The following is a 24,812-nucleotide window of genomic DNA, read 5'->3' as shown; positions in this document are numbered from 1 at the left end:
CGTCTCGATGGCCCTGACCAGGGTGGACGGGCGTCCCGAGCCCGGCGGGGGGTCGAAGCTGGCGCCGTACCCGGCGATCCGGCCGTACCCGCGCCGGTCCTGCCCGTCCGCCTCTTCCAGGGTGAACATCGCGCCGCCCTCGCCGGGCACGTGGCCCCGCGCGCGGCGATCGAACGGGAGGTAGGCCGTGGCCGGGTCGGAGCCCGTGCTCAACCGGCCGGAGCGCACCTGGGCGGCCAGGCCGTACGGGCAGAGGGAGGAGTCCATGCCGCCGGTCACCATCAGCCGCGCGCCCGCGACGATCTTGCGCCGGGCGTGCGCGACCGCGTCCAGGCCGCCCGCCTGCTCCGTCACGAGCACGCCGACGGGCCCGCGCAGGCCGTGCCTGATCGAGATCTGGCCGGTGTTGACCGCGTAGAACCAGGCGAACGACATGTACGCGCTGACGTGGTCGGGCCCCTCGCTCCACAGGTGCTGCAGCTCGCGCTGGCCGAAGTCGAAGCCGCCCGAGGCGCTGGCGGTGATCACCCCCATGTCCAGCGGCGCGTCCGGTTCGACCCCGGACTCCTCGATCGCCCGTCCGGCGGCGAACAGCGCGTACCGCGTCATGGGGTCGGTCTGCGGCAGCAGCCGGCCGGGCAGGTGCTCCTTGGCCACGAACGCGTCCACCTGCCCGCTCAGCGGCGCGGGCGAGGCGACCGGGCCGGTGGCGGTCGTGGGCCGGATCCCGCTGCGGCCGTTCAGCACGGCCGTCCAGTAGTCGCCGGGGCTGAGCCCGTTGGGGGCGACCACGCCCGCCCCCGTCACCATCACGTCGGTCATCGGCTCACCCCTCGAACTCGCGCAGCACCATGGCGCTCTGGAAACCGCCGAACCCGCTGCCCACGGTCAGCGCCGTGCCGACCGGCTGCTCCCGCGCGGTCACCGGCACGTAGTCCAGGTCCAGCTCGGGGTCGGGCTCGCGCAGGTTCGCGGTGGGCGGGATCGCGTCATGGGCCACGGCCAGCGCGTTGGCCGCCACCTCCAGCGAGCCGATCCCGCCCAGGGAATGGCCGATCATGGACTTGATCGAGCTGATCGGCACCCGGTAGGCGTCCGCGCCGAGCGCCCGCTTGAACGCGGCGGTCTCGTGACGGTCGTTCTGCTTGGTGGCCGTGCCGTGCGCGTTGACGTAGGAGATCTCGGAGGGGTCGCAGCGGGCCTCGTCCAGCGCCGCGGTGATCGCCGCGGCCATCTCCGCGCCGTCGGGCCGCAGGCCGGTCATGTGGTACGCGTTGCTGCGCGAGGCGTACCCGGCGATCTCGGCGTAGACGCGCGCCCCCCGCCGCCTGGCCGACTCGGCCTCCTCCAGCACGAGGATCGCGCCGCCCTCGCCCAGCACGAACCCGTTGCGGGTGCGGTCGAAGGGCCGCGAGGCGGTGGCCGGGTCGTCGTTGTAGCTGGAGGTGGCCTTGATCGCGTCGAAGCAGGCGACGGTGATGGGCGCGATCGGCGCGTCGGTGCCGCCCGCGATCATCACGTCCACCGTGCCCTCGCGGATCAGCTCGGCCGCGTAGCCGACCGCGTCGATGCCCGAGGTGCACCCCGCCGACACGATCGACACCGGCCCCTCCGCGCCGGCCGCCCAGGCCAGCTCGGCCGCCATGGAGCTGGGCACGAAATAGTCGTAGAGGTGGCTGGAGGCCCGGGTGTGGTCGACCTCCCAGGTCGCGCCGCCGCCGCTGATGGCCACGTACTCGGACTCCAGCTTCTGCGTGCAGCCGACGGCGCTGCCGAGCGCCACCCCGGCCCGGTGCGCGGCGGCCTCGTCGATGCGCAGCCCCGCGTCGGCCACCGCCTCGCGGCAGCCGACCACGGCGAACTGGGCCGCCCGGTCCAGCCGGTCGGCGTCCTGCGCGGACAGCCCGGCCAGCTCGGGGTCGAAGTCGCACTCGGCGGCGATCTGGGAACGGAACGGCGACGGGTCGAACGTGCTGATCGTCCGGGTGGCGGTGGCGCCGGACAGCAGGAAGTCCCAGAACGGCTTGACCCCGATGCCTCCCGGGGCGACCACGCCGAGCCCCGTGATCACCACGCGCCTCCCCGCGCCGGCCCCGTTCGCCCCGGCCCCGTTCGCCCCGGCTCCGTTCGTACGGGCTCCGTTCGTACTGGCCCCGTTCCCGCCGGCCCTGGTCATGCCGGCTCCGTGACGGCGGTGCGCGTCTGGCGCGTCTCGTACAGGGCGGGCTCGCTGGTGGCCAGCTCGCGCAGCGCGGCGGCGTGCGGCCCGAAGCCGGGATGCGCCACCGCGGCCCGGAACGCCTGCGCGTCCCGCCAGGCCGCCACGTTCACGTAGCGGCCGTCCTTGTCCGATTCGAGGGGCCGCAGCAGCATGTGCCACAGAAAGCCCGGTTGCTCGGCCATGAACTCCGACGTGGCGGCGAACACTCGCTCGAACTCCTCCGCCGGCGCATGCAGCAGGAACCTGTTCACGAAAGTGACGTGTGGCATTCGTGCTCCTCGGTCGACAGCGTTGTCCGTTCAGCACGACGCTGCGCCACGGCTCTTGGGGCGCGCTCGAACTCAGGTCGTCCACCGCCATTCGAGCGGGCGGTGCGACTCTGACGCCGACCGAAGGGAGAACTCATGTCCGACCAAGGCCCCCACGCGCTGGTCACCGGCGGTACCAGCGGCATCGGTCTGGCCATCGTCCGCGCCCTCGGAGGTGACGGCGCCCGGGTGTTCCTCTGCGCGCGGGACGCCGACGCGGTCGCGCTGACCGTCAAGCAACTGCGCGAGTCCGGGATGGACGTCGACGGGACCGCCTGCGACGTGCGCGACCCCGCCGCGATCGAGGAGCTGGTCCGCGCCGCGCGCGACCGCTACGGCCCGATCGACATCCTGGTCAACAACGCCGGCCGCGGCGGCGGCGGAGCCACCGCCGAGATCGCCGACGAGCTGTGGCTCGACGTCATCGAGACCAACCTCAACGGCGCCTTCCGGGTGACCAGGGCGGCACTCACCACCGGCGGCATGCTGGAGCACGGTCGGGGGCGCATCGTCAACATCGCCTCGACGGGGGGCAAGCAGGGGGTCGTGCTGGCCGCGCCGTACTCGGCGTCCAAGCACGGGGTCGTCGGCCTGACCAAGGCGCTGGGGCTGGAGCTGGCCAAGACGAACATCACGGTCAACGCCGTCTGCCCCGGCTACGTCGAGACGCCGATGGCGCAGGGGGTGCGCCAGCGGTACGCGGCCTTCTGGGGGACCACGGAGGAGGAGGTGCTCGCCCGGTTCGAGAACAAGATCCCGCTCGGCCGCTACTCCACGCCCGAGGAGGTCGCCGGGATGGTGCGCTACCTGGTCTCGGACACGGCCGCGTCGATCACCGCGCAGGCGATCAACGTCTGCGGCGGACTAGGGAACTACTGAGAGACCGGAGAGATCCATGGCGACGTCAGCCATCCACGAGACCGAACATCAGATCACCGTCTCGGCCGAGCCGGCGGCGGTGTACGCGGTGCTCGCCGACGCGGGCACGTGGCCGGCCGTCTTCCCGCCCACCGTGCACGTCGAGCTGCTCTCGCACGACGACCACGAGGAACGCATCCGCATCTGGGCGACCGCCAACGGCAAGCCGAAGGGCTGGACGTCCCGGCGGGAGTTCGACCGCGAAAGGCTGCGCATCCGCTTCCGCCAGGAGAAGTCGTCGCACCCCGTGGCGGCGATGGGCGGGGAATGGATCGTCGAGCCCGGCGGCCGCGGGAGCACGCGGGTACGGCTGACGCACGACTTCCGCGCCGCCGACGACGACAGCGCGTCGGTGAGGTGGATCACCAACGCGGTCAACCGCAACAGCGAGGCCGAGCTGGCCGCCCTGCGCCGCGCCGTGGAGAGCCCCGGTGACCGGCTCATGACCTTCGAGGACTCCGTGACCGTGCGGGGATCGGCGGCCGGCGTCTACGAGTTCCTCCACCGCGCCGACCTGTGGCACGAGCGGCTGACCCACGTGGCCGCGATCACGGTGACCGAGGAGACGCCCAACCTGCAGCTCATGGAGATGGAGACGCGTTCGCGCGACGGGTCGACGCACACCACGACCTCGGTGCGGGTGTGCTTCCCCGATCACCTCATCGTCTACAAGCAGCTGCGCACCCCGCCCCTGCTGTCGCTGCACACCGGCCGGTGGACGGTGCGGCCGGACGGCGACAGGACCGTGGTGACCTCGGCGCACACGGTGGGCATCGCCGCCGACCGGGTCACCGACGTGCTCGGCGCGCAGGGAACCGTGGCGCAGGCCCGCGACCTGGCGCGCAAGGCGCTGAGCGGCAACAGCATGCTGACGCTGAACGCGGCCAAGGACTACGCCGAGAGCCGCGTCGGCGCGGGCCCACGCTGACGATCACGCGCTGACGACCACGTGACCGCCGGCGTGGGGCTCGCCGGCGGTCACGTGGCTGTCGATCATGTGACGGACGGTCATGTGACGGACAGGGCGCCGTCCACGGCGAGGACGGCGCCACTGGCGTACGCGGCCTCGGGGGAGGCGAGCTGGGTGATCCACCAGGCGACCTCCTCCGGCGTGCCGATCCGGCCGGTGGGCACCCGCGAGCGCATGCCGTCCAGGAAGGCGGCGTAGGCGGCCTCGGGCATCCCCGCCCGTACCCCGGCGGCGGTGTCGATCACGCCGGGCGCCACCCCGACCACGCGGATCCCGCGGGGGCCGAGCTCCACGGCCCACGACCTGGTCAGCAGGTCGAGCCCGGCCTTGGTGGCGCCGTACACCGCGTTGTCCGGCCAGGAGCGCAGCCCGAGGGCGCCGGCCGAGCCGATGTTGACCACCACCCCCTGGGCGGCGGTCAGCGGGCCGAGCAGCGCCTGGGTCAGCAGGATCGGCGCGACGAGGTTCGTGGCGACCTGCGCCTCGACCTGCGCCCGGCCGAGGCTGCCGAGCCCGCCGAAGATCCCGATCCCGGCGTTGTTGACCAGCACGTCGACCCGGCCGAAGCGCTCCATGGCCGCCGCGGCGACGCTCTCGGGGGCGCCGTCCGCGGTCAGGTCGGCCTCCAGCGGGTGAACGGTGTCGTACGGGGCGGCGGTCTCCTTGAGCGCGCCGGCGTCGCGGCCGACGATCAGGACGCCGCAGCCCTGCCCGGCGAAGGCGTGCGCGGTGGCGCGGCCGATGCCCGACCCACCACCGGTGACGATCACGGTCCGGTCCATCGATGTCTCCTCATCCTCTTCGCAACGCGGTCAGCCGTTCCAGTACCGGCACGATGTCGTTCGGGCTCGGCGTGCCCACCATCTCCGCCCGCATCCGCGCGGCTCCGGCCGCGTAGGCGGGATCGTCGAGCAGCGTGGTGATCCGCTCGCGCAGATGGTCGGGGGAGAGCTTCTCCTGGTCCTGGATGACCAGGCCGGCCCCGCTGGCGGTCAGCGCCAGCGACTTCTCCTTGGAGTCCCACATCAGGTCGGGCACGACGAGCTGCGGTACGCCGTGCGCCAGCGCGGTCATGAAGGTGCCCGAGCCGCCGTGGTGGATGATCCCGGCGCACGACGGCAGGAGCGCGTTGAGCGGGACGAAGTCGACCGCGCGCACGTTCCGCGGCATCGTGCCCAGCCGCTCCCGCAGCTCCGCGGGGAGCGCGGCGACGACCTCCACGTCCAGCCCGTCCACCGCGGCCATCAGGTCGCCCGCGGCCACGGTCCCGCCGTCCTCGACCTCGCCGAGCGAGACCCCCAGGGTCAGGCAGACCCTCCTGGGGTACGGGGGGTCCTCGCGCAGCCAGCCGGGCAGGGCGGAGCGCCCGTTGTAGGGCACGTACCGCACGTTCACGTAGTGCAGGCCGAGCGGCGCCCGCATGGAGGCCGGGGTCGGGTCGATCGTCCACTGGCCGCACACGAGCTCCTCGTCCCACTCGTCGAGGCGTACGCCCTGGCGGGCCAGCGACCAGACCAGCCACTCGGCCAGCGGGTCGTCCCGCAGCTCGGGGGGCCGCTCGTCGAGCAGCGCGCGGAAGGCCAGCCGGTTGCGGGCCATCTGGTCGGGGCCGAACAGCAGCCGCGCGTGCGCCGCGCCGACCGCCTTGGCCGCGACCGGTCCCGCCAGCGTCAGGGGATCCCAGACGACCAGGTCGGGCCGCCAGTCGCGGGCCAGCCGGACGAGGTCGTCGACCATCTGCTCGGAGCAGACGTTCTGGAAGACGAAGGCGGTCATCGCGCTGAACATGCCCAGCCCGCGCTCCCACGGGAAGGGATCGTGCCTGGAGTTGCTCATCGCCAGCCCGCCCAGGTTGCGGTCGCCGGCGAAGCTGGAGGTGGCCTGCTGCGTCTCGGGCTCCAGGTCGAGCTGCGGGCCGACGGCCACGGCGGTCAGGCCGGCGGCCGTGATCGTGTCGATCAGGTCGGGCTGGCTGGCCACGATCACCTCGTGGCCGGCCGTGCTCAGGGCCGAGGCCACGGTGACCTGGGCGTAGAAGTGGGAACGTGGTGAACAGGACGCGCATCAGGACTCACCTTCTGACCTTGGCGGCGACGGACGGCGCGGACAGGCTCTGCAGGCAGGCCACCAGGCTGCGGGCCTGGACGTTCAGGTAGTTGCTGTGCTTCAGCAGGTCGGCCAGCTGGTGCAGGGGCATCCAGCGGTAGTCGGCGTCGTCGTCCACGTCCGCCTCGACGATCACGTACGTGTTGATCGCGTTGAGGAAGCGCCCGCCCTCCTCCGACAGCGCCACCGAGTAGCGCACCCGCTCGGCGGGGGCGTTCAGCACCACGTCCAGATACCGCGGCCGGGCCTGCGGCGGCAGCACGCGCAGGTTCTCCGGGGTGCACTGCACGGTGGGCGCGAGCTCCACCACGTTGACGTAGCCGGGCTCGACCCTGGCGTGCACCAGCGCGTGCAGCACCCCGTCGATGCGGCGGACGACGAAGGCCACGATCCCGTTGCCGCACGGCTCGATCATCGGCTGGCTCCAGCCGCTCACCTCGCGGGACCCGGTGGTCACGTCGACGCCGATCACGTCGAAGAACAGCCCGCTCTCGTGCGAGATCCGGCCCCCGGTCCGGTGCCAGTGCGGCATCCCGGCCAGCGGCACGACCTTGGCGCGCACCTCCGACTGCGCCCGGATGCCGGTGATCCAGCTCAGGATCTCCGGCATCGCGTGCAGGCTGCCCTCCGCGCCGCTGCACGAGCGCGTCAGCGCGAGGTGGAAGTCGTCCTCGGGGGCGTCGCTCAGCGGGTGCCGGTCGAGGCCGGTGAACGGCAGGCACGACAGCACCGTGCGGGCGTCCATGTTGATCAGGTTCGCCACGCCGAGCAGCTGGTGCAGCTGGCCGAAGGTGAGCCAGCGGAAGTTCTCGCCCACCGGCACGTCCTCGTCGACCTCCACGATCATGTTGCGGTTGCACTTCTGGTAGAACCACGCCCCCTGCTCGGACTGCAGCACGTCGGCCAGCACCCGGTGGCGGGCGCAGTCGCGGAAGTAGTCCAGGTAGGGGACGGCCTTGCCCCGGTGCACCCGCTGGAAGTTGCTCCGCGTGGCCTGGACCGTGGGCGACAGCTGCAGCCCGTTGGCGTTGCCCGGCTCGAACTTGGCCTGCATCAGGCAGTGCAGCACCCCGTCGAACTCCTTGACCAGGATGCCGAGGATGCCGATCTCGGGCTGCACGATGATCGGCTGGCTCCAGCGCGGCACGGGCGCGCCCGGAATGGTCACGTCGATGCCCGTGACGCGGAAGAACTTGCCGCTGTGGTGGCCGTAGTCGCCCGTACCCGGGTCGCGGCTCCAGCCCGGCAGCTCGTCGAGCGAGGCGCGTTCCACGTGGTGGGTGGTCTGCGCGGACCGCTCGGTGAACCAGGCCCAGAACTCCGCGGGCCAGTCGTCGGCCAGCATGGACCGGACGATGCGCTCCGTCAGCCGGCCGTCCGGCCGCGACCGGATCGAGTAACCCAGGTTCAGGCTCATGCCGGGTCGATCCCGTCCCGGGTGACCCGCCGGTGCTTGACGCGCCAGCCGTCCGCCGAGCCGACCAGCAGGTCGGTGCAGACGGTGCTGCGCCGCGGCACCACGTCGCCCCCGGCGGTGATCTCCAGCACCAGCGCGTAGCTGCGTGCCCTCAGCCCCTCGGGATGCGGGTCCACGGTCAGCATGCCGATCCAGTGCCTGCGGGTGACGTCGGCGTCGGCGAACTCCTTCGCCGTCTTGCGTGCGGCCTCGGCGATGTTGTCCGCCCCGCGGACCACCATGTCGCCGACCTCGAAGACGCCGTCGGCGGCGAACGTGCCGGCCCACTCGTCGGTGGCCCCGGAGTCCAGCAGCTGCATCTGGCGCGCGTAGAACTGCTGCGCCTCTTCATAGTGCGCATTCATGCGGCCACGATCGCCATTCCGGCTAGAGGGGCGCCTGACTTGTGATGGTCCATTGCCGTTCGAGCGTGATTGCACGGCCGGCGGCGAAGCTGAGCGCGGGCGGACCAAGAGGTCCGGGCATCGCCGACGAAGAAGAGGCAGGAAAATGGCTCAGTTCAGCCTCGAGGACCTGAAGCAGATCATGCGTCAGGTCGCGGGTGACGACGACGACATCGAGCTGACGGACGACTTCGAGACCACGACGTTCGAGGACCTCGGCTTCGACTCGCTGGCCGTCTTCGAGACCATGCACCGGGTCGAGCGCGCCTGCGGGGTCAAGCTGCCGGAGGACGAGCTCGCCGAGATCACCACCCCGAAGGAGTTCCTGGGCTTCGTCAACGAGATGGAACGGACGTGACCGGGCCTGAACCGGCCGTTCGCACGGAGCCCGGGCTCACCGGTCACACGGTGGTCGTCACCGGCGCCACCTCGGGGATCGGGCGGGCGGCCGCGCTGGAGTTCGGCCGGCGCGGTGCGACCGTGGTCGCGGTCGGACGCGATCCTGAGCGGCTGGGGTCGGTGGTGAGCGAGCTGACCGAGATCTCCGCCGCCCCGCCGTACGGCATCCGCGCCGACTTCGCCCGCCTGGACGACGTCCGCGAGCTCGGCGCCCGGCTGCGCGAGCGCTTCGAGCACATCGACGTGCTGGCGAGCAACGCGGGCGGCATGTTCCGGTCGAGGATCACGACCCCCGACGGCTTCGAGACCACCATCCAGACCAACCACCTGGCGGGCTTCCTGCTGGCGCGCTCGCTGCGCGACCGGCTGGCCGGCGGGCGGCTGATCCTGACGTCGTCGGGCGCGTACACCGAGGGCAGGCTCGACCCCGGCGACCTCAACGCCGAGCGGGCCCCGTTCAGCTCGGGCCGCGCCTACGGCACCTCCAAGCAGGCCAACATCCTGTTCGCCGCGGAGGCCGCCAGGAGGTGGCCGGACGTGCTGCCGGTCAGCTTCCATCCCGGCCAGGTCCGCACGCTGGTGGGCCGGGGCACCATCGCCTCCTGGTACTTCCGCTACAACCCGTTCCTGCGCAGCCCCGAGCGGGGCGCCGACACGCTGCTCTGGCTGGCCACCGCGCCGGAGGACCGGATCGAGCGCGGCGCCTACTACTTCGACCGGCGGCCGGCCCCGATCGAGGGGCCGACGGCCGAACCCGACCTGGCCGCGCGGCTGTGGGACGCCAGCGCCGCGGCCATCAGCGAAAGGGAATCATTGTGAGCAGATACGCCCCCGGCTCGCCGTCCTGGTTCGACCTCGGCTCGCCGGACGTGGCCGCCTCCGTGACCTTCTACACGCGGCTGTTCGGCTGGACGGCGACCGAGGTCAGCGAACCGGAGGCCGGCGGCTACACGACCTTCCACCACGACGGCAAGCTGGTCGCCGCGGTGGCCTACCACCAGATCGACACGCCGTACCACCGGCCCTACGGACCGGACGGCCAGCACGGCATGCCGGCCATCTGGACGGTCTACTTCACCACCGACGACGCCGACGCCCTCACCGAGCGGGTGACGCTGGCCGGCGGCGAGATCATCATGACCCCGATGGAGGTCATGGGCCTGGGCCGGATGGCGGTCTACGCCGACCCCGCGCAGGCGGCCTTCGCCGTGTGGCAGCCGCTGAAGATGGACGGGGCCGAGGAGATGGGCGGGCCGGGCTCCGTACGCCGGGTCGAGCTGGTCACCACCGACCCGACCAGGTCCGCCGCCTTCTACCGCGACACGCTCGGCCTGACGGCCGCCTCCGGGGACTGGCAGGTCGACGGCCGGACCGTGGGCGGCACCCGCGAGCTGGGCGTCACGGGCGCGGTGCGCCCGCACTGGGCGGTCACGTTCGGGGTGAGCGAGGTCGAGCAGACGGTACGCCGGGCCGTCGAGCTGGGCGGCAGCGTGGAGAACCCGCCGGCCGACACCCCGCTGGGCCGCCGGGCGGACCTGCTCGACCCGCACGGCGCCGGATTCTCGGTGCTGTCATGAACAGCAGGCTCGCAGTCGAGGTGAACCCCTTCGAATGCCCGATGCAGTCGATGCGGGACAAGCCGCGGGTCCACGACGAGCTGCGCGCGGGCGGCCGGCTGGTGCGGGCCCAGGCGCCGGCGGGCGGCCCGGCCTGGGTGATCACCGACTACTCGCTGGCCAAGGCGGTGCTGGCGGACCCGAGGATGGTCAAGGATCCCGCCCTCGCGCCCGAGTCCTGGCACGGGGTGGACGACGGCCTGGACTGCCCGGTCCCGGAGCTGCGCCCGTACACGATCATCGCGGTCGACGGCGACGACCACCGGCGGCTGCGCCGGATCCACGCGCCCGCGTTCAACCCGCGCCGGCTGTCCGCCGCGGAGGGCCGCATCGCCACCATCGCCCGCAACCTGTTCACCGAGCTGGCCGAGGAGTCCGAGGCCAAGGGCGAGCCCGCCGAGCTGATCAACGGCTTCGCCTACAGCTTCCCGCTGCTGGTCATCTGCAACCTGCTCGGCGTCTCGGTCACCGACCCCGTCACGGCCAGGAAGGCCGTCAGCGCGATGAAGGCCATGGCGCTGGGCACCGCGGACGAGGCCGAGGACGACACGTCCTCGCTGGCGGAGCTGCTGGCCGAGGCCGTGCGGGGGGCGATGGAGGGCACCGCCGACAGCATGACCAGGGTGCTCTACGAGCGCGCCCGGGCGGAGTTCGGCGAGGTGTCGGCCGACCACCTGATCTACATGATCATGGGGCTGATCTTCGCCGGGCACGACACGACCGGGTCGTTCCTCGGGTTCCTGCTGGCCGAGACGCTCGCCGGGCACCTCGCCCCCGACGCCGACCCGGCGGAGTTCGTGGAGACGATGCTCAGGGAGCACCCGCCCGTCCCGTACACGCTGTGGCGCTTCGCCGCGGAGGAGGTGGTGATCGACGGGGTACGGTTGCCCAAGGGCACGCCCGTGCTCGTGGACATCGAGGGCATCAACACCGAGCTGCGGGACAAGCGGCTGACCTTCGGCGACGGCGCCCACTACTGCATCGGGGAGCAGTTGGCGCAGTTGGAGTCGAGAGTCATGATTTCGGTGTTGCGTACGGACTTTCCCGAGGCGCGGCTGGCCGTACCTTTCGAGAAGTTGCGCTGGGGGCGGAAGGGATCGCAAACCGCCCGTCTGACCGAGCTTCCCGCCTGGTTGCGGCCATGAATTGACCGCAATGTCTTCTAGCGTGGATGGTATGCAGCCGAAATTCATCACGATCGCCGGAGCGCGCGAAAATAACCTGAAGAACGTTTCGGTCGAGGTGCCGAAACATCAGATAACGGTTTTCACCGGCGTGTCCGGATCCGGGAAATCGTCACTGGTGTTCGACACCATCGCGGCCGAATCGCAGCGGCAGCTGAACGAGACGTTCACCGCCTTCGTCCGCAACCGGCTGCCCCGATACGGTCAGCCGGACGCGGACGTCATCGAGGGCCTGTCGACGGCCATCATCATCAACCAGAAGCGCATCGGCGGGAACTCCCGCTCCACCGTCGGCACCATCACCGACCTGTACGCGCTGCTCAGACTCCTCTTCTCCCGCGCGGGCGAGCCGCACGTCGGCTACTCCAACGCCTTCTCCTTCAACGACCCGGCCGGCATGTGCCTCGACTGCGAGGGCCTGGGCCGGCGCATGCAGCTCGACCTGGACAAGCTCCTGGACAAGTCGCGCTCGCTCAACGAGGGAGCCATCGACCACCCGGCCTTCGCCGTGGGCGGCTGGTTCTGGAAGCTGTACGCCAACGCCGGCCTGTTCGACAACGACAAGAAGCTCGGCGACTACAGCCGCGAGGAGTGGGACGCGCTGCTCCACGGCGCCGACAGCTCCATCGCCCTCGACTGGCAGGGCGGCCAGATCAACTCCAAGTACGAAGGTCTGCTGGAGAAGTTCGACCGGCTCTACCTGCGCAAGAACCCCGACGAGATGAGCGCCAAGAACCGCAGGGCGCTCGAACGCGTGGTCTCGATCTCGGTCTGCCGCACCTGCGAGGGCCAGCGGCTGAACAAGGAGGTGCTGGCCTGCAGGATCAACGGCCGCAACATCGCCGAGTTCGCCGCCCTGGAGGCGGACGACCTGATCGAGGCCGTCAGGGAGATCACCTCCCCGCACGTGAGCACCGTCGTGCAGAACCTGCTCGAACGGCTCGGCCACCTCGTCGACCTCGGGCTCGACTACCTCACCCTCAACCGCGAGACCTCCACCCTGTCCGGCGGCGAGTCGCAGCGCATCAAGATGATCCGCCACCTCAACAGCTCTCTCGTCGAGGTCGCCTACATCTTCGACGAGCCCACCATCGGCCTGCACCCCCAAGACGTGCGCCGGCTCACCAAGCTGATGCGGCACCTGCGCGACAAGGGCAACACGGTCCTGGTGGTCGAGCACGACCGCGACGTCATCGAGGTCGCCGACCACGTCGTCGACCTCGGCCCGCGCGCGGGCAAACACGGCGGCGAGATCGTGTACGAGGGCGACGTCAAGGGGCTCTACTCCGCCGACACGCTGACCGGCGACTGCATGCGGCGGAAACTGGGGATCAAACCGGAGTTCCGCCGGCCGACCGGCCATCTCCAGGTGACCGACGCCTCGCTGCACAACCTCAAGAACATCACCGTCAAGATCCCGACCGAGGTCCTCACGGTGGTGACCGGGGTCGCCGGGTCCGGCAAGAGCACCCTCATCCACCAGGTCTTCCGCGCCCAGCACCCGTCCGCGGTGATCGTCGACCAGTCCGCGGTCACCACCAACCGGCGCTCCAACCCGGCCACCTACACCGGCATCATGGACGAGATCCGCCGCCAGTTCGCCAAGGAGAACGGCGTCAGCGCCTCGCTGTTCAGCTTCAACTCGGCCGGGGCCTGCCCCAACTGCCAGGGCGAGGGCATCATCTACACCGACCTGGCCTTCATGGACCCGATGATCACCGTGTGCGAGGTGTGCTCGGGCAAGCGGTTCACCGAGAAGGTGCTGGAGCACACCCTGCGCGGCCGCAACATCAGCGACGTGCTGACCATGAGCGCCGCCGAGGCGGCCGACTTCTTCACCGAACCGAAGATCGGCAAGAAGCTGCGGTCGGTGGTGGACGTCGGGCTCGGCTACCTCCAGCTCGGGCAGCCGCTGAACACGCTGTCCGGCGGCGAGTGCCAGCGCATCAAGCTGGCCACGGAGCTCGGCAAGACGGGCACCGTCTACGTCCTGGACGAGCCCACCACCGGGCTGCACATGTCCGACATCAACAGCCTCCTGAACATCGTCAACACGCTGGTGGACCACGGGAACTCGGTGATCGTCATCGAGCACAACCTCGACGTGGTGAAGAACGCCGACTGGATCATCGACCTCGGCCCCCGCGGCGGCCGGTCGGGCGGCGAGATCATGTTCGAAGGCACCCCGCGCGAGCTGCTGGCCGCCCGCGACTCCCTGACCGCCGAGTCCCTGCGCGACTCCCTCCCGGAGAGCTGATCAGCCCCGGCCGACCGGAGAGCTGATCAGCCCCGGCCGAGGAGCGGCGGGCCCAGCCGGCGGACGAGCTCGACGGCGTCCGCCCGGCGGAGCGACTCCCCTTGGTGCCTGCTACGGGGCCGGATGGTCCGTGACGTACACCGGTGCGCCGACCTTGGTCATGTCGGCCGCATCCCCCACGCCGTTGACGACGTGGTCGATGATCCCCGCGCTCAGGTTGACCGTCATGATGTGGTGCAGGCGGACGCCCGGCGTCTGCGGCACCTCGAACCCGTTCTCCGTATGGATCTCCGGATTGTTCTGGTTGAACACGTACACCCCACCCCCGTAGAGGCGGTGCGTCTTCACCCGGTCGCCGACCTTGTACCCGGCCCAGCCCTCCACGTCGCCGTTCATCCAGTCGGCCTGCGCCGGCGGGTCGTAGGGCAGCTCGTTCTGGTAGAGGATCGTGGTGCCGTCGTCGCCGTTCCAGACCGTGTTGTACTGCTGGAAGTGCTCGACGAACAGGCCGGTCGCGGTCACGTGGTCGCCGTTGATGACGGCGCCGTTGCGGCCGGTGTTGGTGTTCCAGCGCTGGGTGTCGGTGAAGCCCTCGACGCCGTGGTCGGCGCGCCACACCCACGCGTGGTCGATGAGCACGTGGTCGCTGTTGACCTCCAGCGCGACGTCGGTCTTGCCGACGTGCGGGCCGCCGACCCGGAAGTAGACGTCGGACAGGGTCGTCGGATTGTCCGCCGAGCTCCGGCGCTCCCCGTGCTTCTTGCCCACCCGCAGCAGCACCGGCGACTTCCTGAGGCCCGCGTCGATGGTCACGCCGGCGATGACGACGCCCGGCACGTCCGCGACGTCGAGCGGGGTCGAGCCGTGCACGGCGGTCAGCGTGGCGTGCCCGAGGCCGAGGACGACCGTGTTCGGGCGCCTGATCTCGATGCTCCGCGCGATGTCGTACACGCCGGGCGTGAGCAGCAGGTGCTTGCCACGCGCGAGCTGGCTGTTGATGACCTGCACCGGGTCCGACGGCCTGGCGACGAAGAAGTCGCCGATCGGCAGCGTACGGCCCGGCGTCATGCCGCCGGCCCACGTGATGCCCCGGGTGCCCTTCTGGGCGGCGGGCACGCGGACGTTGAGCCCGCCCCGCGCGTCGGCGTACAGGTAGGGCTTCTCCCGGCTGACGGGGGTGGTGTCGAGCGTGGTGTACGGCGGGTTCGGGAACGCGGCCTCGTCCGGTGCGCCGACGACGCCCGCGAAGACCTGGTTCCACACGCCGTTCGACCAGCCGGCGACCTCGCTGTTGCGGGTCAGCCACTGCTGCTGCGACCCGTTCGTGACGGACGGCAGCCTGGAGTCGGCGATGAAGCCGCCGCTGGCGTACTGGGGGCCGGCGGTGCAGTAGTCCATCAGCGACAGGTTGCCGCCGCTGATGTCGAGCCGGCGCATGGACACCGCCTGCGAGACGGCCCAGAAGTTCGCCGACGCCCGGCAGCCGTCCTGCCCGGCCGCGTTGACGTTGATCGACAGGTTGGACAGGGTGCGCCAGAAGTTGACCAGCGCGAGGCAGTTGCCGGTGCCGCCGTCCGCCAGGCAGCGGTTGTAGACCTCGACCTTGCCGTTGATGACGACGTCGGTGGGTGAGGCGCCCAGGCCGGCGATCTCGGTGTAGTAGCCGACCTTGATCTGCAGCGGCTGCTCGGCGGTGCCGTACGTGCCGGGCTTGAACAGGTAGGCGTGCCGCGCGGTGCCCATCTCGTCGTCGACCCGGGCGGCGTGCGCCGCGTCGAGGGTCGCCTGGATCTGGCCGACCGGCATGCCGGGATCGAAGACGGTGACGTTCGGACCGAGATCGGGAGCGCCCGCGCCGCCGGAGGGCGGTGTGGCGGCGCCGGCGGCCGGTCCCGCCGATAAGACGGCGGTCGCCAGCACGAGACCGAGCGTGACCGCCCGGCCGAGGCGCGGGCGGCGACCGGGAGGCTGGGTCGTCATACGGTGGTTCCTTTCGCTACGGCCACACCGTGAGAGAGCGCTCTCTCGGTACGCCGCGCTTCTGTCGAGGTCCGAAAAATGGGGTCGGCTGTTTCTACCGCGTTACCCCGCCGGATCACAAGACGTGGGCGTTCGACATGGGCGCGGCGAAATGTTCTCCATGCAGGCGGCGGAAAACGAGCACCACGCTTCACGTCAAGAGCATTTCGTGACGTTCCTATTGTAATTCAGTCTCAAACATGCATCATTACTGCGATTCATGCGGAACGGTGGATAATTTTTGGCTGCGTGAACCTGGTGGCGAATGACGGGGAAGTGGGTCGGCCAGTGGAGGGCATCATTGCCAGGCTGCATGAACTGGCCCCCTCGATGCCCGCTGCCCAGCGGACCGTCGCCGCGCGAGTGCTCGACGACCCCGATGCGGTGGCGCGCATGACCATTGTCGATCTTGCCGCTCGGTGCGGGGTGTCCACCGGCAGCATCACCCGCTTGTGCCGGGTGCTCGGACTGGGCGGATACGCCGAGATGCGGATCGCGCTGGCCTCCGACAGCGGCCGGATCAAGGCCGAGCCGTGGAGCTCGAGGATGGGCGCCGATGTGCGGGAGGGCGACAGCATCCCGCGCATCGCCGAGGTCGTCTCCGGCGCCGTCAGGCAGGCGGTGAGCGACACGCTGGGCGGCCTCGACCTCGACGTCGTCGAGCGGGCCGCGCTGGCGGTGGCGGGAGCTCCTCGGGTGTGGGTGTTCGGCATCGGCGGCAGCGGCACCGTGGCCTCGGAGCTCCAGCAGCGGCTGCACTCGATCGGCAGCCCGGCATGGGTCACCGTCGACACGCATCTCGCGCTCAGCGCGGCGGCACTGCTCGGCCCGCTGGACGTCGTCATCGGGATCTCCCACACCGGCCGTACGCAGGAGACGGTCGATCTGATCGGCAAGGCGTCCGCGAACGGCGCGACCACGATCGCCATCACCAACGACGCCGACTCCCCGCTGGCGAAGCGGGCGGAGCTCGCCCTGATCACCGCCGTCCGCCAGTCGGGGCTGCGTACGGAGGCCCTGTGCACGAGACACGGTCAGCTCGCGGTGATCGACCTGCTCTTCATCGCCACGGCCCAATCCGCCTTCGAACGGGCCGGCGAAACCATGCTGGCCGCGCGGAAAGCCGTGGCGCCGCGCAAGGACGCGACCTGATGGCCTGCTCCGTCGCTCACGCCCGGCCGGATGGCGCGGCGGCTCAGATGCCGGACGCCCTTCTCCGGACCAGCCGGGAGAGCACGGCGGCCCTCACCCCGTAGTGACGAGCAGCGTAGAAAGCAAGGTGCTGTGATCCCTGTACGGTTCTCGGTGCTCGGCCCTCTGTCGGTGGTCCGTCACGGGACGAGGGTGGCGGTCCCCGGCGGCAAGATGCGGACCTTGCTCGCGGCGCTCCTGCTCCGGCCCAACCAGGTCGTCCCGTCCGACCGGCTCGCCGAGCGGCTGTGGGGTCGGGACCTGCCGCGCGATCCGCGCCGGGTCCTGCAGACCAGCGTCGTGCGCCTCCGGCAGTCCTTGGACCTGACCGACTCGATCCGCACCGACGGGGGTGGCTACGTCGCCCGCCTGGAGCCGGACCAACTGGATCTGCTGGAATTCCGGCACCTGATCCGGTCGGCCGCCGGCGCGGCGAACCCGGTGCTGGAGGGGCGTCTCCTCCACGAGGCTCTCGCCTTGTGGCGTGGGCCTGTATGCGCCGACGTCGAATCGGACGTACTCCACCGGACCGACGTCCCCCCTCTCATCGAGCTACGCCTGCGAGCCATCGAGCGTCGCGTGGACATCGACGCCCAGCTGGGGCGGAGCGCCGCGCTCGTGCCGGAGCTGCGGCGCCTGACCGCCGAGCACCCTTTGCGGCAGCGGTTCTGGGCCCAGCTCATGACCGCGCTCCACCGGACCGGGCGGCAGGCCGACGCCCTCGACGCGTACCGCACCGTTTCCCGCCTCCTCAAGGAGGAGCTCGGCATCGAGCCCAACGCCGAGCTGCGCGAGCTCCACCAGGACATACTCACCCGGCAGCACGAGCCGCGGGAGCGCTCGCCGCTGCATGGCCAGGAGGATGACGACGTCACCACGTTCGCAACGAGGCCGGCGGCAGAGCGGAACGACACCCCGGCGACCCCGGAGCCCGCGTTCGGCACGTTGATCCGCACCTGGCGGGAGCAGGCGCTGCTGACGCAGGACCAGCTGGCGGCGCGAGCGGGGCTCAACGTCCGCACCGTCCGCCGGTTGGAGGCGGGCGAGCTGCGCCGGCCGCGCAGCACGTCGTTACGGAAGCTCGCCGAGGCGCTGGGCCAGGACGCCACGGAGCTGTCGATCATCATGCGGTCCACCGGCGAGGCACCGGGCGGCCCTCTTCCGGCGCGAGCGACGCCGCGGCAGCTGCCCACCGATGTGGTGGCGTTCGTCGGCCGGGAGGGGGAGCTGGCCGTGCTGGACCGCATCGGTGACGCGGACACGGTGGCGATCACCGTCATCGACGGCATGGCGGGGGCCGGCAAGACCGCGCTGGCCGTACGCGCCGGGCACCTGCTGGCCTCCCGTTTCCCCGACGGCGACCTGTTCGTCGATCTGCACGGTTTCACTCGCGGGACGGCTCCGGCGGACCCCGCGGACACGCTCGGCCACCTGCTCGGCGTGCTGGGCGTGCCCGGGGAGACGCTTCCGCGGCACGTCGATGACCGGGCCGCCTTGTACCGCAGCGTGCTGGCCGGCCGGAGGATGCTGATCGTGCTGGACAACGCCGCGAACGAGGCCCAGGTACGGCCGCTGCTGCCCGGGGCGGGAAACTGTCTCGTCCTGATCACGAGCCGGCGGCGGCTGGTCAGCCTGGACGACGCGTGGACGGTGTCGGTGGACGTCCTGCCGCCGGCGGACGCGATCGCGCTGTTCACCGAAACCGCCGGGAAGGAGCGGGTCGCGGGCACACCGGCGGAGGTGCTGGCCGAGGTGGTGCGGCGGTGCGGGCTGCTGCCACTGGCGATCCGGCTCGCCGCGGCCCGGCTGAAGGCCCATCCGGCCTGGGGCGCGCGCCATCTGCTGGAGCGGCTGGCGCGCCCCGGGCGCCGGCTGGGCGAACTGCATGCCGGTCAGCGCAGCGTCAGCGCCGCGTTCGACCTGTCGTACCGGGCGCTCACCGTCGCGGAGCGACGCGCGTACCGGCTGCTGGGGCTGCACGCCGGGATGGACATCACCCGCGATGCCGCCGCCGCTCTGCTGGCGACCAGCGTCAGGGACGCCTCGGTGCTGCTGGATCGGCTGCACGGGGTTCACCTGCTGCAGGAGCCCGCTCCCGGCCGCTACCGTTTCCACGACCTGGTCCGCGCCCATGCCGCCGAGGTGGCCGACGGGGCGGAAGCGGAGGCCGATCGGCGCGCGACGGGCGCCGCCGGCGGGCCGGAGGAACAAGACGATCGCGACCAGTGAGCGCCTGCGCACGCTCGGATCCCGAACGCGACGCGGCCAGGCGAGGGGTGGGTGCCTTCCGGCTCATGACGGAGAGTCGGCCAACGCCGTCGGCTGACGGGTCGCCTGCACGAGGCGGGCGAGGTGGCCCCGGATGTGCTCGACGTCGACACCTCGCTCCTCGGTTCGGTCGATGCCGAGTTCGGTGAGGAGGATCAGGGCCTCGGTCCAGTGGCCGTAGGCCTGGTCGTGCCGGCCGAGGGCGGCGTGGGCGTGCGCGAGACCGTCGCGGGCGCGGGCCTGGTCACCCAGATGGTCGAGGTCAGAGGCCAGGTCGAGTGCACGGCGGTGGTCGTCCAGAGCCTGGTCGTGCCGGCCGTGCTCATGGTGCAGGCGCCCCATTCCGTGGATGGCCTCGAACTCCCAGTTGCGGTTGCCGATCTCGCGCGCGAGGTCGACGACTCGCTGGTAGCAGTCCCGGGCCTGCGCGTGCCGGCCCTGCCGCCGGTGCAGTTCGCCGAGGGCGGTGAGGCTGCCGAGCTCCCCGACCGTGTAGTTCACGCGCCGAGCCAGGCTCTGTGCCTGCGTGAAGTAACCGGCGGCCGGCCCCGGCTCGTCCCGCGCGAGATGGAGGTATCCGAGGCCGATCAAGCCTCGCGCTTCGGTGGTGTGGTGACCGATCGTGCGGGCGATGCTCAGCGCCCGTGTCAGGCGGTCGATGCCCTGCTGGTGCTCTCCCCTCACCCGGTGGACATGGCTGGAAGCGATCAACGCGTCCAGCTCACCGGTACGGTGGCCGATCTCGCGGGCGATGCTCAACGCCCGCGTGAAGTAGCCGGTGGCCAGGCCGTACGCGGCCCGTCCGAGATGGACGAGACCGAGATTGTTCAGTGCCCGGAGCTCGCCGGAGGGCTCACCGATGGCGCGGGCGAGGTCCAGGGCGCTGGAGCTGTTCTCAAGGGCTGATTCGTGCTGGTCCTGCACGTTGCGGATCTCGCCGAGCCCGATGAGCGCCTCCATCTCGCCCGCGCGGTCACCGGCGGCGCGGGCGGCGGTCAGAGCCCGCACGTGCAGATTCTCGGCTTCGGCGTAGCGGCCGCGGGTATGCAGGTGCCGAGGCAAGGTAGCGGACAACTGCCGGGCGTGCCGGGGGAAGCCGTGCTCGGCGGCGAACTGCGCAAGGGACAGCAGGTTGGACAACTCCGCGTCCAGCCACCCGGCGGCGTCCGGCACCACTGCCGCGGACGTCGTGCCGCGTGAAAGGCGCGGCCGCAGGTCCGCTTCGTAGGGGTAGAGGCGATCCATCGCCGCCGAGGCGGCGTGGCTGTAGTGGTCCAGCAGCCGGGTCCGCGCGGCGTGCCGGTCGGCCTCGGACTCCTCGGCGGTGATCTGGGCGGCATGGGCCCGGATCAGGTCGTGGAACCGGTACCGGCCAGGAACCGGCTCCTGCTGCAGATGAACGTCCAGCAGCCGGTCCAGCAGCTCCGAGGCCCGCGCGACGGTGGTGTCCAGCAGCGCGGCCGCCGCCTCGGGCGCGATGTCCCCTCCCGGATGCAGCGCCAGGAGGCGGTACGCGCGCTGCTCGTCCGGGCTGAGTTCGCGGTACGACAGGTCCAGGGCGGCGATGACGCCGCGCTCGCCCGCCTGCAGCTCGCCCAGCCGGCGCCGATGCTGCTCGAAGCGCTCGAGCAGGTGCCCTGCGGTCCAGGACGGATGGGCTTTCAGCCGCGCCGCGGCCACGCGGATCGCCAGCGGCAGCATCCCGCACCGCCGTACCAGCTCCTCCAGCACCCCCTGCGGCTCGCCCGCGACCCGCTCTTCTCCCGCGGTCGCGGTGAACAGCGCGACCGCGTCCGCGAGCGGCAGGACGTCCACCGACACCGTGAGGGCGCCGTCCAGGCCGACCAGCCGCCGCCGGCTCGTGACCAGCACCAGACAGCGTCCCGCCCCGGGCAGCAGCGGTCGCACCTGGGCCTCGTCGGTGGCGTTGTCCAGCACGATCACCATCCTGCGACCGGCCAGCAGGCTGCGATACAGCGCCGCGCGGTCGTCGGCATGCTGGGGGATCGACTCTCCGGGAACGCCCAGCGTGCCGAGCACGCGCCCGAGCATGTCGGCAGGATCCGCCGCGGTCATGCCCTGGGTGTAGCCGTGCAGGTCGACGAACAGGCTCCCGTCGGGGAAGCGGGAGGCGAGCTGATGGGCGGCATGGACGGCCAGCGCCGTCTTGCCGACGCCCGCCATGCCGTCGATGGCGGTGATCACCACCGTGGCCGCGTCTCCCATCTCGCCGAGCATGGCGAGCTCCCGCGTCCGGCCGACGAACGTCCCGACATCGGCGGGCAGCTGCCGCGGCGTCATCCGCGCCGGATGAGGACTTTGCGGCCGCGCGCCCGTGGCGTGCGCCAGGACCGACAGCTCCGCGGCGTCCAGGCCGAGCGCCTCTGCCAGCAGCCGTATCGACGCGCTGCGCGGGCGGACCAGCGAGCCGGTCTCCAACCGGCGGATCGTCCGGACGTTGAGGCCCGACCGCTCTGCCAGCTGCCCTTGGGTGAGCAGGGCCCGCTCACGCCAGAAGCGTAACAACGTCCGCAGTTCCGGCTCTCCCGCCGTGGGATTCCCCTCGACGCCCTCGCGTGCTCCTGACGGCATGAAGTGTTCTCCCGCAGTCGCCGGCCTGGATCAGGAGGAAACTATGCCACGGAATTCCAGAGGCCACGGCAGGGCTCCGCAGGCCCCGGAGCCGGCACCCTGAGGCGGACACTGGCCGAGCGCGGCACACCGGCGAACGGCGGCGAGCCCGGCCAGGACCGCGACATCAAGCGTAGAGGAACCAGAACGAGTTCTCGTAGGAGCACCGGAAGGAGGTCCACCAGCCCCACTGGATGCCGAGGTTGCCACCGTTGTAGCAGTCGGCCTGCAGGTAGTAGGCGTACCGGATGCTGTCGGCCTGCGCGGGCGCGGCGGTCATGGACAGGAGCACGCCGGTGGCCAGAGCGGCGGAGACGAGTAAGGCCCGTACCTTGCGCATCCAATTCCTCCCAGGAAGGTATGTGAGCGGTGCTCTCACTGTCGCATCCGCGCTCCCGCGCCGAACAGCACCGCGGCCTACGTCGGGTGCGGAGCGGGCCTGACCAGGGGCGATGGAAGGACGGCGGACGAAGAGGCTGAAACGTTCATTCCGTACGCCGGAGATTCATGTTCGACGGCCGGCGATCAGGAACCCGGCCGGTCGCCGTCGATCGCCGAGCGCAGGACGCCGACCACGGTGGCGAGTTCGGTCAGCAGGCCCGACACGGTGGTGCGGTCGCTGCCGTTGATCGAGACCATCCGCAGCTCCTCCGGTTTGGGCAGCTGCGCCAGGATCTCGGGCAGCAGGCCGATCAGCTTGGCCTGCAGGCTGGCCGGCGTCTGCTCGTTGTCGATGTCGGCCCGCAGCCGCGCGCGCTCCACGTCGAGCAGCGCCCGCTCGTGGTCGGCGAGGGTACGGGAGTGCGCCAGCGCCAGCTCGCCGTCGAGCTCCAGGCGCTTGAGCTCCTGCTCCCGCTCGATCCTGAGCCTGCCGGTCTCGGCCTCCTCGGCGTGCCGTTCGCGCTCCATCCGCAGCGCGTGCCGGGTCGTCTCGGTCTCCAGCTCGGCCACGGCCCGGGAGTCGTCGTGCCGGCGCTGCGTGCGCCGCAGCTGCTCGGCGACCTCGGTGTCGAACTGCCACGCCTCGTTGCGGGACCGCAGCTCGGCGAGCTCCCGCTCGTACTCCAGGCGCTGGGTCTCCTTGAGCCGCTCGGCCGCCATCTCGCGCTGCGCGATCGCCTCCTCGGACCGGAGCTCGGCCAGCCGGGCGATCTGCCCCTGCTCGGCCCGGTACGGCTTCTGCAGGTTCTCCCAGAGCCGGGACGAGCTGACGACCGCCTCCTTGATCTGGACGGTGACGATGCGCAGGCCGAGCCCCTGGTCGCTGTTGTCCTCGCCCTCGGCCACCGCGCGCAGCCGGGCGGTCAGCTCCTCGATGATGGGCTGCTTGTCGCTGAGCACGTCACGGACGCCCATGGTGGCGACCTTGTCCTTGATGGCCGCCTCCGCCTGCTCCCGCAGCTGGAGGTTGACCAGCCGCATCGGGTCCTCCGGATCGCCGAAGTCCAGCTTGCGGTACGCGGTGGGGAAGGCGTCGATGATCCACTGCACGTAACCCTGCACCAGGACGCCCTGCAGCTCCTGGCAGACGCAGTACGCGTTGATCAGGATGGTCTGGGTGGCCCCCGGCACCACGAGGAACGAGTCGGTGGCCGGGTTGAAGCGGAACGACACGCCCAGCCCGATGTGCAGCGGCTCCGCCCGGCCCCGCCGGGTGTGCACCACGAAGGCGTTCGGCGGCACTAGCACGTTCTTCCACCGCCAGAAGCCGGTGATCCGTACGTCCACCGCCCCCGGCGTCGCCTTCTCCGGCACCGCCGGGGCGAGCGCGCGCTCGCGCTTGGCCAGCGGCCCCGCCATGGGCGGCGGCGCACCGGGGCCGGGCGCCGGAGCGGAGGTGGGAGCGCCGCGGCGCGCCCGGAGATCGTCCTCCAGCACCGCCTGCTGCGCGACGACCTGCTCCAGATAGGGGTTGCCCTTGCCAGTGGTGCTCATCGGCCCCTCCGCCCGCACGATTGCCGACGAGTCTCGCCTACACCCCCGAAACGCCGCAACCAGTATGCGCGCCCGGCTGTCCGGACCCGCTCACGACCGCCGGTCGCGTCCGGGCAGGGAAAATCGTTGGACATCGCGCACGCCCCCCGGCGATCGTGGGCGGCATGCGACAGAAGATCTGGGACGCCGATATGGCCCGGCACTACGACACCCCCGGGACCGGCATGTTCGCGCCCGAGGTCCTGACGCCGACCGTGGACCGGCTCGCCGGGCTGGCGGGCGGCGGGCGCGCGCTGGAGTTCGCCGTCGGGACCGGCCGGGTGGCGGTGCCGCTGGCCGAGCGGGGGGTGCCCGTCACCGGTATCGAGCTGTCCCGGCCGATGATCGAACAGCTGCGGACCAAGGTGGACGAGGCGACGATCCCCGTGGTCGTCGGCGACATGGCGACCGCCACGGCGCCGGGGGAGTACGCGCTGGTCTACCTCGTCTACAACACGATCTCCAACCTGCTGACCCAGGCCGAGCAGGTGGCGTGCTTCCGCAACGCCGCCCGCCATCTCGGGCCCGGGGGCCGGTTCGTGATCGAGCTTTGGGTGCCGGAGCTGCGCAAGCTCCCGCCGGGCCAGGAGGCGACGGTGTGGCTGTGCGAGCCCGGCTACATCGGCCTGGACACCTACGACGTGCTGCACCAGCTCGTCGTGTCGCACCACTTCAGGTTCGACGAGAGCGGGCAGGGCCGGCTGTCCCGCGGCCCGCACCGCTACGTCTGGCCGGCCGAGCTCGACCTCATGGCGCAGCTGGCCGGGTTCGAGCTGGAGAGCAGGCACGCCGACTGGTCGGGTGCCGAGTTCACCGCCGAGTCGCGCTCGCACGTGTCCGTCTACCGCATCCCGCCGGTCTCCTGAGGTCGATCCGGCGGCGTCCCGTTC

20 protein-coding genes and 1 pseudogene are annotated in these 24,812 nt (G+C 71.4%); 10 read left to right on the top strand and 11 right to left on the bottom strand.

What is annotated here, in order from left to right; translation table 11 throughout:
- From ACTWPW_RS46140 to ACTWPW_RS46130, 3 genes are all read right to left on the bottom strand, one after another.
- Positions 1 to 822 (bottom strand): beta-ketoacyl synthase N-terminal-like domain-containing protein (locus ACTWPW_RS46140; protein ID WP_443172474.1); only part of this gene is annotated, 822 nt, incomplete at its 3' end.
- A 4-nt stretch (positions 823 to 826) separates the two neighbouring features.
- Positions 827 to 2,176, bottom strand: coding sequence for a beta-ketoacyl-[acyl-carrier-protein] synthase family protein (locus ACTWPW_RS46135; protein WP_443172473.1), 1,350 nt, complete (start codon positions 2,174 to 2,176; stop codon positions 827 to 829).
- Entirely contained in the window at positions 2,173 to 2,490 is a 318-nt protein-coding gene (locus ACTWPW_RS46130; RefSeq protein WP_375113793.1) for an antibiotic biosynthesis monooxygenase family protein, read from the bottom strand. Before ACTWPW_RS46130 ends, ACTWPW_RS46135 begins: the two co-directional genes overlap by 4 nt.
- Before the next feature lie 135 nt (positions 2,491 to 2,625).
- Here ACTWPW_RS46130 and ACTWPW_RS46125 point away from each other — a divergent pair, with 135 nt between their 5' ends.
- Together ACTWPW_RS46125 and ACTWPW_RS46120 are read left to right on the top strand one after the other, a co-directional pair.
- On the top strand, positions 2,626 to 3,408 hold the full coding sequence (locus tag ACTWPW_RS46125) for an SDR family NAD(P)-dependent oxidoreductase (RefSeq protein WP_375113792.1): 783 nt from the start codon (positions 2,626 to 2,628) through the stop codon (positions 3,406 to 3,408).
- Positions 3,409 to 3,424: 16 nt separating this feature from the next.
- Entirely contained in the window at positions 3,425 to 4,375 is a 951-nt protein-coding gene (locus tag ACTWPW_RS46120; protein WP_443172472.1) for an aromatase/cyclase, read from the top strand.
- Positions 4,376 to 4,455: 80 nt separating this feature from the next.
- On the opposite strand, the gene ACTWPW_RS46115 is transcribed toward ACTWPW_RS46120, so the two are convergent.
- The 4 genes and pseudogenes from ACTWPW_RS46115 to ACTWPW_RS46100 all read right to left on the bottom strand — a co-directional run bounded on the left by ACTWPW_RS46115 (position 4,456) and on the right by ACTWPW_RS46100 (position 8,344).
- The gene (locus ACTWPW_RS46115) at positions 4,456 to 5,199 is read right to left on the bottom strand and encodes an SDR family NAD(P)-dependent oxidoreductase (RefSeq protein WP_375113790.1); all 744 of its coding nucleotides are present in this window, start codon (positions 5,197 to 5,199) and stop codon (positions 4,456 to 4,458) included.
- A 10-nt stretch (positions 5,200 to 5,209) separates the two neighbouring features.
- A pseudogene (locus ACTWPW_RS46110) lies at positions 5,210 to 6,460 on the bottom strand (activator-dependent family glycosyltransferase); the annotation flags it as partial.
- Positions 6,461 to 6,488: 28 nt separating this feature from the next.
- Positions 6,489 to 7,940, bottom strand: a complete 1,452-nt coding sequence (locus ACTWPW_RS46105) for an NDP-hexose 2,3-dehydratase family protein (RefSeq protein ID WP_443172471.1) — start codon at positions 7,938 to 7,940, stop codon at positions 6,489 to 6,491.
- Entirely contained in the window at positions 7,937 to 8,344 is a 408-nt protein-coding gene (locus tag ACTWPW_RS46100) for a nuclear transport factor 2 family protein (protein WP_375113787.1), read from the bottom strand. The genes ACTWPW_RS46105 and ACTWPW_RS46100 overlap by 4 nt, the downstream gene beginning before the upstream one ends.
- A 145-nt stretch (positions 8,345 to 8,489) precedes the next feature.
- Between ACTWPW_RS46100 and ACTWPW_RS46095 the strand changes: the two genes are divergently transcribed.
- From ACTWPW_RS46095 to ACTWPW_RS46075, 5 genes are all read left to right on the top strand, one after another.
- Positions 8,490 to 8,741: an acyl carrier protein gene (locus ACTWPW_RS46095; protein ID WP_364129813.1), complete on the top strand. Its 252-nt coding sequence runs from the start codon at positions 8,490 to 8,492 to the stop codon at positions 8,739 to 8,741.
- Positions 8,738 to 9,601 carry an SDR family NAD(P)-dependent oxidoreductase gene (locus tag ACTWPW_RS46090; RefSeq protein ID WP_443172470.1) on the top strand — a complete coding sequence of 288 codons (864 nt, stop codon included), beginning with the start codon at positions 8,738 to 8,740 and terminating at the stop codon, positions 9,599 to 9,601. Before ACTWPW_RS46095 ends, ACTWPW_RS46090 begins: the two co-directional genes overlap by 4 nt.
- Positions 9,598 to 10,359: a VOC family protein gene (locus tag ACTWPW_RS46085; protein ID WP_375113785.1), complete on the top strand. Its 762-nt coding sequence runs from the start codon at positions 9,598 to 9,600 to the stop codon at positions 10,357 to 10,359. The genes ACTWPW_RS46090 and ACTWPW_RS46085 overlap by 4 nt, the downstream gene beginning before the upstream one ends.
- Positions 10,356 to 11,543: a cytochrome P450 gene (locus ACTWPW_RS46080; RefSeq protein ID WP_443172469.1), complete on the top strand. Its 1,188-nt coding sequence runs from the start codon at positions 10,356 to 10,358 to the stop codon at positions 11,541 to 11,543. Before ACTWPW_RS46085 ends, ACTWPW_RS46080 begins: the two co-directional genes overlap by 4 nt.
- Positions 11,544 to 11,700: 157 nt before the next feature.
- The gene (locus tag ACTWPW_RS46075; RefSeq protein WP_443172468.1) at positions 11,701 to 13,839 is read left to right on the top strand and encodes an ATP-binding cassette domain-containing protein; all 2,139 of its coding nucleotides are present in this window, start codon (positions 11,701 to 11,703) and stop codon (positions 13,837 to 13,839) included.
- A 111-nt stretch (positions 13,840 to 13,950) separates the two neighbouring features.
- On the opposite strand, the gene ACTWPW_RS46070 is transcribed toward ACTWPW_RS46075, so the two are convergent.
- The gene (locus ACTWPW_RS46070; protein ID WP_443172467.1) at positions 13,951 to 15,819 is read right to left on the bottom strand and encodes an adenylyl cyclase; all 1,869 of its coding nucleotides are present in this window, start codon (positions 15,817 to 15,819) and stop codon (positions 13,951 to 13,953) included.
- Between the two features lie 327 nt (positions 15,820 to 16,146).
- Between ACTWPW_RS46070 and ACTWPW_RS46065 the strand changes: the two genes are divergently transcribed.
- Positions 16,147 to 17,010, top strand: a complete 864-nt coding sequence (locus tag ACTWPW_RS46065; RefSeq protein WP_443172466.1) for a MurR/RpiR family transcriptional regulator — start codon at positions 16,147 to 16,149, stop codon at positions 17,008 to 17,010.
- Positions 17,011 to 17,142: 132 nt separating this feature from the next.
- Positions 17,143 to 19,278: an AfsR/SARP family transcriptional regulator gene (locus ACTWPW_RS46060; protein WP_443172465.1), complete on the top strand. Its 2,136-nt coding sequence runs from the start codon at positions 17,143 to 17,145 to the stop codon at positions 19,276 to 19,278.
- A gap of 63 nt (positions 19,279 to 19,341) precedes the next feature.
- Here ACTWPW_RS46060 and ACTWPW_RS46055 read toward each other — a convergent pair whose 3' ends face one another.
- From ACTWPW_RS46055 to ACTWPW_RS46045, 3 genes are all read right to left on the bottom strand, one after another.
- Positions 19,342 to 21,909, bottom strand: coding sequence for an ATP-binding protein (locus ACTWPW_RS46055; protein WP_443172464.1), 2,568 nt, complete (start codon positions 21,907 to 21,909; stop codon positions 19,342 to 19,344).
- 166 nt (positions 21,910 to 22,075) lie between these two features.
- Positions 22,076 to 22,288, bottom strand: coding sequence for a hypothetical protein (locus tag ACTWPW_RS46050; RefSeq protein ID WP_364138042.1), 213 nt, complete (start codon positions 22,286 to 22,288; stop codon positions 22,076 to 22,078).
- A 185-nt stretch (positions 22,289 to 22,473) separates the two neighbouring features.
- Positions 22,474 to 23,883: an SPFH domain-containing protein gene (locus ACTWPW_RS46045; protein ID WP_375113778.1), complete on the bottom strand. Its 1,410-nt coding sequence runs from the start codon at positions 23,881 to 23,883 to the stop codon at positions 22,474 to 22,476.
- A gap of 164 nt (positions 23,884 to 24,047) precedes the next feature.
- Here ACTWPW_RS46045 and ACTWPW_RS46040 point away from each other — a divergent pair, with 164 nt between their 5' ends.
- Positions 24,048 to 24,788 carry a class I SAM-dependent DNA methyltransferase gene (locus tag ACTWPW_RS46040; protein ID WP_375113777.1) on the top strand — a complete coding sequence of 247 codons (741 nt, stop codon included), beginning with the start codon at positions 24,048 to 24,050 and terminating at the stop codon, positions 24,786 to 24,788.
- Positions 24,789 to 24,812 lie beyond the last annotated feature (24 nt).

The sequence above is a fragment of the Nonomuraea sp. KM90 genome (assembly GCF_052246675.1).
Classification (GTDB): domain Bacteria; phylum Actinomycetota; class Actinomycetes; order Streptosporangiales; family Streptosporangiaceae; genus Nonomuraea.
Note: the sequence above shows the minus strand (reverse complement) of the source record. Positions and strands in the feature narration are given on the sequence as shown.

What these genes read in the sequence shown, in the direction of transcription:
- ACTWPW_RS46135 (WP_443172473.1), bottom strand. Translation starts at nt 2,176, where the DNA reads ATGACCAGGGCCGGCGGGAACGGGGCCAGTACGAACGGAGCCCGTACG.
- ACTWPW_RS46130 (WP_375113793.1), bottom strand. Translation starts at nt 2,490, where the DNA reads ATGCCACACGTCACTTTCGTGAACAGGTTCCTGCTGCATGCGCCGGCG.
- ACTWPW_RS46125 (WP_375113792.1), top strand. Translation starts at nt 2,626, where the DNA reads ATGTCCGACCAAGGCCCCCACGCGCTGGTCACCGGCGGTACCAGCGGC.
- ACTWPW_RS46120 (WP_443172472.1), top strand. Translation starts at nt 3,425, where the DNA reads ATGGCGACGTCAGCCATCCACGAGACCGAACATCAGATCACCGTCTCG.
- ACTWPW_RS46115 (WP_375113790.1), bottom strand. Translation starts at nt 5,199, where the DNA reads ATGGACCGGACCGTGATCGTCACCGGTGGTGGGTCGGGCATCGGCCGC.
- ACTWPW_RS46105 (WP_443172471.1), bottom strand. Translation starts at nt 7,940, where the DNA reads ATGAGCCTGAACCTGGGTTACTCGATCCGGTCGCGGCCGGACGGCCGG.
- ACTWPW_RS46100 (WP_375113787.1), bottom strand. Translation starts at nt 8,344, where the DNA reads ATGAATGCGCACTATGAAGAGGCGCAGCAGTTCTACGCGCGCCAGATG.
- ACTWPW_RS46095 (WP_364129813.1), top strand. Translation starts at nt 8,490, where the DNA reads ATGGCTCAGTTCAGCCTCGAGGACCTGAAGCAGATCATGCGTCAGGTC.
- ACTWPW_RS46080 (WP_443172469.1), top strand. Translation starts at nt 10,356, where the DNA reads ATGAACAGCAGGCTCGCAGTCGAGGTGAACCCCTTCGAATGCCCGATG.
- ACTWPW_RS46070 (WP_443172467.1), bottom strand. Translation starts at nt 15,819, where the DNA reads ATGACGACCCAGCCTCCCGGTCGCCGCCCGCGCCTCGGCCGGGCGGTC.
- ACTWPW_RS46055 (WP_443172464.1), bottom strand. Translation starts at nt 21,909, where the DNA reads ATGCCGTCAGGAGCACGCGAGGGCGTCGAGGGGAATCCCACGGCGGGA.
- ACTWPW_RS46050 (WP_364138042.1), bottom strand. Translation starts at nt 22,288, where the DNA reads ATGCGCAAGGTACGGGCCTTACTCGTCTCCGCCGCTCTGGCCACCGGC.
- ACTWPW_RS46045 (WP_375113778.1), bottom strand. Translation starts at nt 23,883, where the DNA reads ATGAGCACCACTGGCAAGGGCAACCCCTATCTGGAGCAGGTCGTCGCG.
- ACTWPW_RS46040 (WP_375113777.1), top strand. Translation starts at nt 24,048, where the DNA reads ATGCGACAGAAGATCTGGGACGCCGATATGGCCCGGCACTACGACACC.